The 13,384-nt window shown below is 63.6% G+C and carries 10 protein-coding genes and 1 tRNA gene; 8 read left to right on the top strand and 3 right to left on the bottom strand.

Annotation, left to right across the window (positions count from 1 at the left end):
- The first annotated feature begins 89 nt into the window (after positions 1–89).
- The 3 genes from EI171_RS22955 to EI171_RS22965 all read left to right on the top strand — a co-directional run bounded on the left by EI171_RS22955 (position 90) and on the right by EI171_RS22965 (position 3,474).
- The gene (locus tag EI171_RS22955; protein ID WP_028171683.1) at positions 90–1,496 is read left to right on the top strand and encodes a nodulation protein NfeD; all 1,407 of its coding nucleotides are present in this window, start codon (positions 90–92) and stop codon (positions 1,494–1,496) included.
- Positions 1,493–2,254, top strand: coding sequence for a slipin family protein (locus EI171_RS22960; protein ID WP_028171684.1), 762 nt, complete (start codon positions 1,493–1,495; stop codon positions 2,252–2,254). The genes EI171_RS22955 and EI171_RS22960 overlap by 4 nt, the downstream gene beginning before the upstream one ends.
- Positions 2,255–2,385: 131 nt before the next feature.
- A complete protein-coding gene (locus EI171_RS22965; protein WP_231166493.1) occupies positions 2,386–3,474 on the top strand; it encodes an asparaginase in 1,089 nt (362 codons plus the stop codon).
- Between the two features lie 82 nt (positions 3,475–3,556).
- Here EI171_RS22965 and glnA read toward each other — a convergent pair whose 3' ends face one another.
- Positions 3,557–4,966, bottom strand: coding sequence for a type I glutamate--ammonia ligase (gene glnA, locus EI171_RS22970; RefSeq protein WP_011087712.1), 1,410 nt, complete (start codon positions 4,964–4,966; stop codon positions 3,557–3,559).
- Positions 4,967–5,119: 153 nt separating this feature from the next.
- Positions 5,120–5,458: a P-II family nitrogen regulator gene (locus EI171_RS22975; protein ID WP_007603495.1), complete on the bottom strand. Its 339-nt coding sequence runs from the start codon at positions 5,456–5,458 to the stop codon at positions 5,120–5,122.
- Positions 5,459–5,838: 380 nt separating this feature from the next.
- Here EI171_RS22975 and EI171_RS22980 point away from each other — a divergent pair, with 380 nt between their 5' ends.
- A complete protein-coding gene (locus EI171_RS22980) occupies positions 5,839–7,338 on the top strand; it encodes an NAD(P)H-hydrate dehydratase (RefSeq protein WP_161534755.1) in 1,500 nt (499 codons plus the stop codon).
- Positions 7,339–7,446: 108 nt separating this feature from the next.
- Here the strand turns inward: EI171_RS22980 and EI171_RS22985 are convergent, their stop codons facing one another.
- The gene (locus EI171_RS22985) at positions 7,447–8,751 is read right to left on the bottom strand and encodes a multicopper oxidase family protein (RefSeq protein WP_161534756.1); all 1,305 of its coding nucleotides are present in this window, start codon (positions 8,749–8,751) and stop codon (positions 7,447–7,449) included.
- Between the two features lie 154 nt (positions 8,752–8,905).
- Between EI171_RS22985 and EI171_RS22990 the strand changes: the two genes are divergently transcribed.
- The 4 genes from EI171_RS22990 to clpX all read left to right on the top strand — a co-directional run bounded on the left by EI171_RS22990 (position 8,906) and on the right by clpX (position 13,175).
- A tRNA-Leu gene (locus EI171_RS22990) sits at positions 8,906–8,990 on the top strand.
- Positions 8,991–9,167: 177 nt separating this feature from the next.
- Positions 9,168–10,529, top strand: a complete 1,362-nt coding sequence (gene tig, locus EI171_RS22995) for a trigger factor (RefSeq protein WP_110116200.1) — start codon at positions 9,168–9,170, stop codon at positions 10,527–10,529.
- A gap of 290 nt (positions 10,530–10,819) precedes the next feature.
- Positions 10,820–11,455 (top strand): ATP-dependent Clp protease proteolytic subunit, encoded by a 636-nt coding sequence (locus EI171_RS23000; protein ID WP_110116199.1) that lies wholly within the window; start codon positions 10,820–10,822, stop codon positions 11,453–11,455.
- Positions 11,456–11,903: 448 nt separating this feature from the next.
- Positions 11,904–13,175, top strand: coding sequence for an ATP-dependent Clp protease ATP-binding subunit ClpX (clpX, locus tag EI171_RS23005; protein WP_008547851.1), 1,272 nt, complete (start codon positions 11,904–11,906; stop codon positions 13,173–13,175).
- Positions 13,176–13,384 lie beyond the last annotated feature (209 nt).

A 13,384-nucleotide genomic window follows, 5' to 3' on the forward strand; every position in this document is an offset into this window, starting at 1 on the left:
ATTGCATCGCACAATCAGACAAGGGCCTGCACACGGCTGCATTGAGGTTCAAGAGACGAACACCATATGTTCTGCAAGGGAGCCCTGCCGTGCAGACCATGAAGGCGGCCCTCGTTACGGCGATTGGCGTCGTGGCTTTGATCTGCTGCCTCCTTCCCAGTTCAGCAGAGGAGAACGGCCGTCTTGCACTGATTGTTTCGATCGACGGGGCCATTGGCCCCGCGTCGGCCAGTTACGTGAAGGAGGCCTTGGCCCACGCAAGCGAACGGCGCGCCGAGGTCGTGCTTCTGAGAATCAACACTCCCGGCGGACTCAATTCCAGCATGCGCGAGATCATTGCCGATGTGCTGGCCTCGCCCGTCCCTGTCGTCGGTTACGTCGCTCCCTCCGGCGCCCACGCGGCGAGCGCGGGGACCTATATCCTTTATGCGACCCACATCGCGGCGATGGCGCCGGGCACCAATATTGGTGCAGCAACGCCGGTGCAGATTGGCGGACCGCTGCCGGGTCTGCCGAGCGGTACACCGGACAAGGGCGGCAAGGACAAGAAGGACGGTGACCAGCAGGGCGAGAAGGATCAGCCCAAGGATGCGATGACGGCAAAGGTGACCAATGATGCGGTTGCATTCATCCGTAGCCTTGCGGAGCTGCGCAACCGCAATGTGGACTGGGCGGAGAAAGCGGTCCGTGAGGCCGCCACTCTCTCTGCCAACGGCGCGCTAGAGGCCCATGCCATCGATCTCGTCGCGCGCGATCAGGCCGAATTGCTGAGGCAACTCGATGGCCGCGTGGTGGAGGTTGCAGGCGGCAAAACGCAACGCCTCGCGACGAAGGATGCGGTCGTTGAAGCCATCGACCCCGGATGGATATCCCGCTTCCTGGCGGTCATCACCGATCCGAATGTGGCGTTCATTCTCCTGATGGTCGGCATCTACGGCCTGATCTTCGAGTTCATGTCTCCCGGAGCCGTCGCTCCGGGAGTCGTCGGCGCGATCTGCCTGTTGATCGGGCTCTATGCGCTCAATTTGCTGCCGATCAACTATGCCGGGCTTGCCCTGATGCTGGTCGGCATAGTGCTTCTCACAGTCGAAGCCTTCAATCCGACGGTGGTGATCGGTCTCGGAGGGATCGTCGCTTTCGTGCTGGGAGCGCTGATGCTTTTCAGGGTCGAGGCGCCCGGCTACCACCTGTCGTGGTGGGTAATCGGCATCGCTGCAGCTGTGTTCACCGGCTTTGCGCTCGTCGTGCTTGGTTCGCTGCGGCGTGCCGCCAACGCTCCTGAGCGGGTCGGCGCGCAGGCCATGCGAGGCTTGCCCGCCGAGGTTCTCGACTGGCGTGGGAGCGAAGGTCATGTCTTCGCCCATGGCGAGCGCTGGCAGGCGCGCGGCGCCGAAACGTTCAAGCCCGGAGAGACGGTCGAAGTCGCAAACGTCGTCGACCTGACGCTGCTGATACGGCGCGCACCAGCCCGAACAGGCGAGGGAGATCCGTCATGATGCTGGAATATCTGACCTATGCGGCGCTCGCGTTGCTTGTCATCATGTTCCTATCCCAGGCTATTCGAATCCTGCGTGAATACGAGCGTGGCGTCGTCTTTACGCTCGGTCGCTTTACCGGCGTGAAGGGCCCGGGCCTCATCATCCTCATTCCGGTCGTGCAGCAATTGGTAAAGGTCGATCTACGGGTGATGGTTCAGGTCGTCCCGCCCCAGGACGTGATTTCGCGGGACAACGTCTCCGTCAAGGTCAACGCCGTTCTGTATTTCCGCATCGTCGATCCCGAGCGGGCCATCATCAAGGTCGGCGATTACATGGCCGCCACCAGCCAGCTCGCGCAGACCACGTTACGCTCGGTGCTCGGCAAGCACGAGCTCGACGAGATGCTTGCCGAACGCGACAGGTTGAACGCCGACATCCAGGAGATCCTCGACAAGCAGACCGACGTCTGGGGCATCAAGGTCACCGGGATCGAGATCAAGGACATCGATCTCAACGAAACCATGGTGCGCGCGATCGCCAAGCAGGCCGAAGCGGAACGGTTGCGGCGCGCCAAGGTGATCAACGCGATGGGCGAGCAGCAGGCCGCCGAAAAGCTCGTCGAGGCCGGTCGGATTCTCGCGCAGGAGCCGCAGGCGATGCAGCTACGTTACTTCGCGGCCCTGCACGACATCGCGGGCGAGCGGTCGTCGACCGTCGTCTTTCCGCTACCGACGGGTTTGCTCGATCATTTTATGCCGCGGCGGGACAACCCATAGGGAAAGCAGCAGGCTGACCCATCTTCGGCCTCAATGGGCGTATCGAATGTCGATCCCTACTTGAACGGGAGGACAATTCGATGACGAAGCCTACCGCCAGCCCAGCCAGCTGTCGCCAACGTCGAACATCCATGCTTGCCATTCCACTGCTGTCTTTTGCGCTCTGGTCCGGCGGCATCGGCGCAGCGGCGCACGCTGCGGAGCCGGGCAAGGACGCTTCGGCCGGAGGCCTGCCGCGCATTCTCGTGCTTGCGACGGGAGGCACCATCGCAGGCCAGGCTGACGCGCGTGCGACCGGTGCGTACAAATCGGGCCAGATCACGGGCGAGCAATTGATGCAGTCGGTGCCGGGTCTGGACAAGCTGGCAAAGCTGAACGCCGAACAGATTTCGTCGATCGGATCCCAGGACATGAACGACAAGGTCTGGTTTGCGCTGGCCCGTCGCATTCAGGAGGCCTTCGACAAGAACGAGGCCGACGGCGTCATCGTGACCCACGGCACGGATACGCTGGAGGAGACGGCGTTCTTTCTCGACAATGTGGTGCGTGGCGACAAGCCGGTGGTCATCGTCGGCTCGATGCGTCCGGCTTCAGCCGTCAGCGCGGATGGCCCCGGCAATCTGTACGAAGCGGTCCAGGTGGCCGCCGATCCCCGATCCCGCGGTCGCGGCGTCATGGCCGTGCTGAACGACAAGATCGAGGGAGCACGCTCGGTCACCAAGACCAACACCACGAGCATCGAGACGTTCAATTCTCCCAACGGCGGGCCGATCGGCTATGTCGACACCGCGGGCGGCATCCGTTTCATGGCCCAGGCTGCCGGTCTCAAGCGCGCGGCCTATCAGCTCCCGGCAGGCGAGCAATTGCCGCGGGTCGAGATCGTCTACTCGCATGCCAACATGGACGCCGTTCCGATCGAGGACGCCATTTCCCACGGCGCCAAAGGCATCGTGCTGGCCGGTGTCGGTGACGGCAATACGTCGAAGCCGGCGCTCGATGCGCTCGAAGCGGCCGCGAAGAAAGGGATCCTCGTCGTCCGTTCCACGCGGGTTCGGTCTGGCTTCGTCACCCGCAATGTCGAGGTCGACGATGACAAGAACGGCTTCGTCGTGTCCGAGGACCTCAATCCCCAGAAGGCACGGGTTCTCACCCAGTTGCTGATCGCGAGCGGCGTGACGGGGCCGGCCGAGCTCCAGCGGGCTTTTACAGCGACATGGTGACTGGATCGGCGACGAGGCGCCCCAAAACGAAAAGGCGCCCCTCGCGGAGCGCCTTTTGCTTGTCGCAGACAGTTCGGGCCGCTTAGCCCGAATAGTACATGTCGAACTCGACCGGGTGCGGGGTCATTTCGAAGCGCTCGACTTCGGTCATCTTCAGCTCGATGTAGCTGTCGATGAAGTCGTCGTCGAACACGCCGCCGGCCTTGAGGAAGGCGCGGTCCTTGTCGAGGTTTTCGAGCGCCTCGCGCAAGCTGCCGCACACCGTCGGGATCTGCTTCAGCTCTTCCTTCGGCAGGTCGTAGAGGTCCTTGTCCATCGCCGGACCCGGATCGATCTTGTTCTTGATGCCGTCGAGGCCGGCCATCAGCATCGCGGCGAAGCCGAGATAGGGATTGGCGAGCGGATCCGGGAAGCGCACCTCGACACGCTTGGCCTTCGGCGAAGCGGTGTAGGGGATGCGGCAGGAGGCCGACCGGTTGCGCGCGGAATAGGCGAGCAGCACGGGAGCCTCATAGCCCGGGACCAGACGCTTGTAGGAGTTGGTCGAGGGGTTGGTGAAGGCGTTGATCGCCTTGGCGTGCTTGATGATGCCGCCGATGTAGTGGAGGCAGGTCTCCGACAGGTCGGCATATTTGTTGCCGGCGAACACCGGCTTGCCGTCCTTCCAGATCGACTGGTGCACGTGCATGCCCGAGCCGTTGTCGCCATAGACCGGCTTCGGCATGAAGGTGGCGGTCTTGCCGTAGATGTGGGCGACCTGGTGGATGCAGTATTTGTAGATCTGCAGATGGTCGGCCATCAGCGTCAGCGTGTCGAACTTCATGCCGAGCTCGTGCTGGGCGGAGGCGACCTCGTGGTGATGCTTCTCGACCTTGACGCCCATCTTGGCCATGGCGCCGAGCATTTCCGAGCGCATGTCCTGCACCGAGTCCTGCGGCGGGACCGGGAAGTAGCCGCCCTTGGTGCGGACGCGGTGGCCGAGATTGCCGCCTTCATATTCGGTGTCGGTGTTGGTCGGCAGCTCCGAGGAGTCGAGCCTGAAGCCGGTGTTGTAGGGGCTGGAGGAGAAGCGCACGTCGTCGAACACGAAGAACTCGGCTTCGGGGCCGACGAAGACGGTGTCGCCCACGCCCATCGACTTCACCATGGCTTCCGCCTTCTTGGCGATGCCGCGGGGGTCGCGGTTGTAGGGCTCGCCGGTGGTCGGCTCGAGCACGTCGCAGGTGATGACCATGGTAGTCTCGGCGAAGAACGGATCGATCGTCGCGGTCACCGGATCCGGCATCAGGCACATGTCGGACTCGTTGATCGCCTTCCAGCCGGCGATCGAGGAGCCGTCGAACATCGTCCCTTCGGCAAATATGTCTTCATCGATCATGCTGACGTCGAACGTCACATGCTGCCACTTGCCGCGCGGATCGGTGAAGCGCAGGTCGACGTACTTGACGTCGTTGTCCTTGATCGATTTCAGGACGTCTTTGGCGGTCTTCATGCATACCCCTTTTGGCTCTGCGGGTCGGTTTCCAGATGAGCAGGATTATTCTCGCTTTTGGCGAGTTCGCGCGCGACCGCACAAACGAATTCGGGCCGCCGAAGCAGCCTTATTTCTTGTCAGAGTGTCGCAAAATGCGGGATAGCACCCGGCTCAGATAGCGTCCAGCCCGGATTCGCCGGTTCGGATGCGGATCGCCTCTTCGATGTTGGAGACGAAAATCTTGCCGTCACCGATGCGACCGGTCTGCGCAGCGCGGCGGATCGCGTCGATGGCGCGCTCGACCAGATCGTCGCCGATCACGATCTCGATCTTCACCTTGGGCAGGAAGTCGACGATGTATTCTGCGCCGCGGTAAAGCTCGGCGTGTCCCTTCTGCCGGCCAAAGCCCTTGGCCTCGGTGACGGTGATGCCCTGAAGGCCGACTTCCTGAAGCGCTTCCTTCACCTCGTCGAGCTTGAACGGCTTGATGATGGCTTCGATTTTCTTCACTGCGCGCCTCCCGGCATTTCGATCAAATAGCAACGTCTTCGTCAGGATGCGCTTTTCTCACGCACGATCTTGTCTTCGCTATGCCGGGATCCCTGACCAGCCCGGCACCAACGGCCGGCCACACCCTGATAGATGTCAGTGAGCACGACGAACCGAAGCGGCTTCCTCGAAAGCAGGGTCTATGCCAAGTTGCAAATGCCCTGATTATTGGAGCGTTATCAGCCTTTTAACGAGCATCTCTGATAGGTGGAGCCGACCGGCCCAAAATACCGAAGACTACGAAATAGGCAAACGGTTCAATCTGTGGGCAAATCGGCGTTCCGGCGGTCGGATCGGCACCGAAGATGCCTGTTGAAGAGGCGTTTGTACAGGGAAGTGGCATGGAAGTTCTGACCAACGCCGAAATGCAGCGCGCCGACCAGCTCTCGATCGCGGCCGGCACGCCCGGCTTCAAGCTGATGCTGAGCGCGGGCCAGGCGGTCGCCGAGGCCGCCAACGCGCTGGTGGAGGAGGGGCCGATCCTGATCGTGGCCGGCCCCGGCAACAATGGCGGCGACGGTTTTGTCGCAGCCGCCGAGCTCGCCGCCCAGGGCCGCGAGGTCTCGGTGATCCTGATGTGCGAGCGCGACCAGCTCCAGGGCGACGCGGCCTCCGCCGCGCGCGGCTGGAAGCACCCGGTGCTCCCGTTCAATCCGCAGGCGATCGGAAAGCCCGCGCTGATCATCGACGCGCTGTTCGGTGCGGGCCTCAGCCGCCCCGTTGACGGCGAGGCGCGCGCGATGATCGAGGCCGTCAACGCCAATGGTGCCTTGGTGCTCGCGGTCGATCTGCCGAGCGGCATCAACGGCACCAGCGCCGCCGTGCTGGGAGCTGCGGTCAACGCCACCGAGACCGTCACCTTCTTCCGCAAGAAGCCGGCGCACCTGCTGGTGCCGGGGCGGATGCATTGCGGCCGCGTGCGCGTTGCCGATATCGGTATCGACGCACAGGTGCTTGACGAGATCAGGCCGCAGACCTTCGAGAACGACCCGGATTTCTGGGGCGCGGCCTTTCCGGTGCCGCGGATCGACGGCCACAAATATGCGCGAGGGCAAGTGCTGGCGGTCTCGGGCGATGCAGCCGCGACCGGCGCGGCGCGGCTTGCCGCGCGCGGCGCGTTGCGGGCCGGCGCGGGCCTGGTGACGCTGGCGAGCCCGCGCGATGCGCTCGCGATCAATGCGGCCGCGCTGACCGCGGTGATGGTTCGCCCCGTCGACACCGCGATCGAGTTCGGCGAGCTGCTCGGCGACAAGCGCTACAACACCTGCATCATCGGCCCCGGCACGGGCGTTGGCGATCGCACCTGCGATTTCGTCCACACCGCGCTTGGCGCGCAGCGGCATCTGGTGCTCGACGCGGATGCGCTGACGAGCTTTGCCGCAAATCCCGAGCGCCTGTTCGAATCGATCAAGGCCTCGCACGACAATGCGGTGGTGCTGACGCCGCACGAGGGCGAGTTTCCGCGCCTGTTCTCCGATCTCAGCAACAAGCACCCCGGCCGTTCCAAGCTCGAGCGCGTCCGCGCCGCCGCCGAACGCTCCGGCGCGGTGGTGCTGCTGAAGGGGCCGGATACCACCATCGCCGCGCCAGACGGCCGCGCCACCATCGCCGCCAATGCGCCGCCCTGGCTCGCCACGGCGGGTGCGGGCGACGTGCTCTCCGGTATCATCGCGGGGCTCCTGGCGCAGGGCGTGCCGGCCTTCGAAGCCGCCAGCATCGGCGTGTGGATGCATGGCGAGGCGGCAAGCGAGGCGGGGCCGGGGCTGATCGCGGAGGACCTGACTGAGACGCTCCCGGCCGTGCACCGGCGGATTTATAACGCACTGGGGATCGAGTACTGAGCTGCTCGCTACGGCGGGTAGGATGGGTAGAGCGCAGCGAAACCCATCATCTCAAACCTCGGCACGGTGGCGGTGGGTTTCGCTGCGCTCTACCCATCCTACGAAACCTCACTCCACCGCGTACCAGCGCACCAGCCGCGGCGCGGCCCAGTCGGTCACGACGGATTCGATCAGCCAACGTCCGGGCGAGGTCGCCGCGAACGCGATGCGCTGGGTCTGGCCGGACTCGATCGCGAGCGTGTCGAGCCAATAGGGCTTCCAGCCGTCGTCGAGCTTGTCGAGCAGGCGGAAGGGATGGCCGTGCAGGTGGAACACGGCGGTGAGGGGCGCGGGGTTCTTGAGGGTCAGCACGACGGTGCGGCCGGTCCTGGTGCGGAAGGCCGGCGCCGACGAGGTGGAGAAATCCGCAGGCCGCGTCCAGCCGGTATCGGGTGCACCGAGCGCGACATCGAACCGCAGGGCGCCTTTGAGATCGAGCTGGTCGGGCAGGGCATTCGCAGGGAGCGGTTGTGGCGGCAACAGCGGCGCGCGCCGCTCCAGTCTGCCGGAGATCGAGAGGTTTCCGATCGGGCGGGCCTCCTTGCCGTCATGCAGCAGAAATTGGGCCGATGTGGCTGCGTCCACAAAGGCGTCGGCCCGTCCGCCCGGGGCCAGCACCAGGGCGCCGTTGCGGGCCGGGAACGGCTCGGCCGGCTGTCCGTCCAGGGCCATCACGCGGACCTCGTGATTCTCCAATTTGATTGCGAGGACAGTGCGTTGGGAGCCATTGATAAAGCGCAGCCGCAGCCGCTCATTGGCGGCGGCTGAGAGCTCGCATGAAGTCTGCCCGTTGATTGTATAGAGCGGGGTCGTGTCCTTGGGATCGCGGCCCGGGGGCAGCGCGGTCCCATCCGGCCGCAGGCGCCATTCCTCGATCAGCAGGACCTCGTCACGATCGACGGCGATGCGGCTCGTCTCCTCCGCGATGATCGGAAGCGGCCGCGCCGGCTGCTTCAGGCCGTCCTCGAAGAGGCGAAAGTCGGTCAGCAGGGTTCCGGCGTTTGGTATTGAAATAATTGAAGTTTCAGTCGCGTCCGGCGCCGTCGGCGCGCGCCCTCGCAGCGGGTCCGCCGCAGCCGGGCCGTTGAGGCCGTACCAGACTGGGGCAAGCGGCACAGGCAGGTCGTTGCGGAACACCACCTCGCAGCGGTCGCCGCGCTTGAGATGGACGCCCCTGGTATGGCTTACGGCGGCCAGCTCCCAGATTGGTGTGGGCGGCTGCCCCGGCTTCAGAGCCAGCGTTGCCGGCCTCGCCTGAAGGGCGATCTGGGCGGTCACGGACGGACCTGCGCCGCCGGCCATCAGCCCCGCAGCCGAGGCTCCGAGGCCAACCAGAACCTCGCGTCGGCTCGGGTGAAAGATCCGCGGTTTCATGGCCCGATCCGGACCACGCCGCGCTGGATAAGTCCAGCCATCGTGCCTACTTGAAGCCTGCCTCCATCAGGCCATTTTTTTGCTGCGAACAGTCAGGCGCATGCTATAAGCCCGGCCGCCCGCGGCATCGCGGCCGGTCTTGATGCAAATTCACGCGGGCGTGGCGGAACTGGTAGACGCGCTGGATTTAGGTTCCAGTGACGAAAGTTGTGGGGGTTCGAGTCCCTCCGCCCGCACCAAGCGCTTTCAGCGTTTGCACGGATTACCGAAGGGCCTCGCTTCGTGCGGATGTTTTCCGTCTGGAGCAGGGCTCTGATGAACCACCGGCGTTGAGGCGTTTGCCTCGCGTTGGATCGATTAATGACAGCGTCCCGACGCATGCGTGCCGGGGCCGAACGAGAAGAAGATTGGACGCCATGCAGGTCACAGAAACCCTCTCGGAAGGTTTGAAGCACGAGTTCAAGATCAGCGTTCCCGCGTCTGATCTCGACGCCAAGGCCGGCGCCAAGCTCGTCGACCTCAAGGACAAGGTCCGCATCAACGGCTTCCGTCCCGGCAAGGTGCCGGTCGCTCATCTGAAGAAGGTCTATGGCCGCTCGGTGATGGCCGAGACCATCGACCAGACCATCCGCGACACCAACACGCAGCTGTTCTCCGAGCGCGGCTTCCGCCTCGCGACCGAGCCGAAGATCACGATGCCGAACGAGCAGGCCGAGGTCGAGGAGCTGCTGAGCGGCAAGACCGATCTGACCTACACGGTTGCGATCGAGGTGGTGCCGTCGATCGCGCTCGCCGACTTCAAGACTTTCCAGGTCGAGAAGCCCGTGGCTGACGTTACCGACGCCGATGTCGACGAGGCGATCAAGCGCATCGCCGACACCAACCGCGGCTATGCCGCGAAGGCCGACGGCGCCAAGGCCGGGTCGGGCGACCGCGTCACCATCAACTTCAAGGGCGCCATCAACGGCGAAGTCTTCGAGGGCGGCACCGGCGAGGGCATCCAGGTCGTCATCGGCTCCAACACCTTCATCCCCGGCTTCGAGGAGCAGCTCACCGGCATCGGCGCGGGCGAGACGCGCACGCTGAAAGTGTCGTTCCCCAAGAACTACATGAACGACAAGCTCGCCGGCCAGCCGGCCGAGTTCGAGACCACCGCGACCTCGATCGAAGCGCCGCAGGACATTGCGATCGATGACGAGTTCGCCAAGACGCTCGGCCTCGAATCGCTGGACAAGCTGAAGGAAGCCGCGCGCGAGCGTCTGGTTGCCGAGTTCGCCGGTGCGACGCGCCAGCGCGTCAAGCGCGCGCTGCTCGACCGTCTCGACGAGGCGCATCGCTTCGAGGCGCCGCCCTCGCTCGTCGACGAGGAGTTCAATCTGATGTGGAACTCGGTCAAGGCCGAGATGGACTCGGCCGGCAAGACCTTTGCCGACGAGGACACCACCGAAGATGCCGCCAAGGAAGAGTACCGCAAGATCGCCGACCGGCGCGTGCGCCTCGGCCTCGTGCTCTCCGAGATCGGCGAGAAGAACAAGATCACCGTGACCGACGACGAGGTCGGCCGCGCCGTGATCGAGCGAGCCCGCCAGATGCCCGGCCGCGAGAAGGAAGTCTGGGACTATTACCGCAGCAACGCCCAGGCGCTGGCCCAGCTTCGTGCGCCGATCTATGAGGACAAGGTCGTTGACTTCATCCTCGAGCTCGCCAACGTGACCGAGAAGAAGGTTTCGCGCGAAGACCTCTACAAGGACGATGAGGCGGAAAAGACCGCGGCCTGAAGGCTTTGAGACAGTCTTCTATTAAGGATGATCAGCGGAAGGGCCCGGCTAGCCATGTGGCTGGCTGGGCCTTCTTGCGAGAATCAGCTTCAAGTGCCCGGCGGATTAAGCCTTAATTCGCTCCGCACTTGTCTGGCGCGAATTGGGCTATATCTGTCGGTACACCCTGTACCCAAACTTCTACCGCTACCAACTTCCTGCATCACGGGCGTCCATCGGCCTTCCGGCAAATCCAGCCAGACTGGCAGCCAAGAGTGGCGATGTCCGCCTCCGAAAACCCTAGGTGACTCATGCGCGATCCGGTTGAAACCTACATGAACCTCGTGCCCATGGTGGTCGAGCAGACCAACCGTGGCGAGCGCGCCTACGACATTTTCTCGCGCCTGCTGAAAGAGCGCATCATTTTCCTGACCGGTCCGGTCGAGGACGGCATGTCGACGCTGGTCGTCGCGCAGCTGTTGTTCCTCGAAGCGGAAAATCCGAAGAAGGAAATCTCGATGTACATCAACTCGCCGGGCGGCGTGGTGACGTCGGGCCTTGCGATTTACGACACCATGCAGTTCATCCGCCCGCCGGTCTCGACGCTGTGCACGGGGCAGGCGGCCTCGATGGGCTCGCTTCTGCTCGCCGCCGGCGAGAAGGACATGCGCTTCTCGCTGCCGAACGCGCGCATCATGGTGCATCAGCCCTCCGGCGGCTTCCAGGGCCAGGCCACCGACATCATGCTGCACGCGCAGGAGATCCTGAACCTGAAGAAGCGGCTGAACGAGATCTACGTGAAGCATACCGGCCAGACCTACAAGACGATCGAGGACGCGCTGGAACGCGACAAGTTCCTGACCGCCAACGACGCCAAGGAGTTCGGCCTGGTCGACAGGGTCATCGACAAGCGCGCCGAAGAGCCGAGCGCGGCGAAGACCCAGTAGCACTACCGGTCGGTAGCGGCGTCCCTCGGGGGCGCCCGGGTACCTTCAGGGGAGCGTTCACGTTTAGGACTCGTGTGCGCACTGCAAAACGCTGTTTTGCGCCCTGCGACAAGCAGAAAGTTCCGCTTTCGTGCTTGTTTTTCGTGGCAATCCAGCAACGCCGGGGTGATTTCGATCACTTCGCCCGTGCCAAGACCTGAAATCACGGTATTGTCACGGGTAGCCGGCGACCCCCGATTAGCGAATTCTTGATAGTCGGGTGACAGCATGGTTGGCTACGAATGATCCGCTATGATCGCGGGAGAATCGAGTGACCGTGATTCGCACGGGATGTAGCGCGTAGGGTCTTTTTTGGTACGGAATTTGCTCTATTTGAACTTCATACCGACCGGTGTGTCGGGATGGAGCGATCGAGCGGAACGGGATCGAACCGCGGACGGAGACATGAATGAGTAAGGTCGGCACGAGCGACTCCAAGAACACGCTATATTGCTCGTTCTGCGGCAAGAGCCAGCACGAAGTCCGCAAACTGATCGCGGGTCCCACGGTCTTCATCTGCGACGAGTGCGTCGAGCTTTGCATGGACATCATCCGCGAGGAGAACAAGTCCTCGCTGGTCAAGTCGCGCGACGGCATTCCGACGCCGAAGGAAATCTGCAAGGTGCTGGACGATTACGTGATCGGCCAGAGCCACGCGAAGAAGGTCCTGTCGGTCGCGGTGCACAACCACTACAAGCGCCTCAACCACCAGACCAAGCACAACGACGTCGAGCTCGCGAAGTCGAACATCCTGCTGATCGGTCCGACCGGTTCGGGCAAGACGCTGCTCGCGCAGACGCTCGCCCGCATCCTGGACGTGCCCTTCACGATGGCGGACGCAACGACGCTGACCGAAGCCGGCTATGTCGGTGAGGACGTCGAGAACATCATCCTGAAGCTGCTCCAGGCCGCCGACTACAATGTCGAGCGCGCCCAGCGCGGCATCGTATACATCGACGAAATCGACAAGATCAGCCGCAAGTCCGACAATCCCTCGATCACGCGCGACGTGTCGGGTGAGGGCGTGCAGCAGGCGCTCTTGAAGATCATGGAAGGCACGGTGGCTTCGGTCCCGCCGCAGGGCGGCCGCAAGCATCCGCAGCAGGAGTTCCTGCAGGTGGATACCACCAACATCCTGTTCATCTGCGGCGGCGCCTTCGCCGGCCTCGAGAAGATCATCTCGGCACGCGGACGGTCGACCTCGATCGGCTTCGGCGCCCAGGTGCTCGCGCCGGAGGACCGCCGTACCGGCGAGATCTTCCGTCACGTCGAGCCTGAGGATCTCCTGAAGTATGGTCTCATCCCCGAGTTCGTCGGCCGTCTGCCTGTCGTGGCGACGCTCGAGGATCTGGACGAGACCTCGCTGAAGAAGATCCTGACCGAGCCGAAGAACGCGCTTGTGAAGCAGTACCAGCGCCTGTTCGAGATGGAGAACATCGAGCTGACCTTTGCCGACGAGGCGCTTGGCGCGGTCGCCCGCAAGGCGATCGAGCGCAAGACCGGCGCCCGTGGCCTGCGTTCGATCCTCGAGGCGATCCTGCTCGAGACCATGTTCGACCTGCCGGGTCTGGAAGGTGTGGAAGAAGTCGTGATTTCCCGCGAAGTCGTGGAAGGCACGGCCCGTCCGCTCTACATCTACGCCGATCGATCCGATCGCGCCGTCGAGAACGCCAGCGCCTGATTTGCGGCGCTGGAACGCTCCAATCGTCCTGACAAGTGACGGCTGCGGAAGGTATCTCCGCAGCCGAGTTTGCGTCGCTTACCCGTGTGCGTAAGCACCTGATGGCGCGCGTTTTTCAATGACTTGACACCCCCCCGGTCGATAGCCACCTAATGTCGGCGGCGAGCGTGAATTCTCTTCAAGATTCGCCTCAGTTCCGATCCGGCAAG

This window comes from Bradyrhizobium sp. LCT2, assembly GCF_009931255.1.
GTDB classification, from domain to species: Bacteria; Pseudomonadota; Alphaproteobacteria; order Rhizobiales; family Xanthobacteraceae; genus Bradyrhizobium; species Bradyrhizobium diazoefficiens.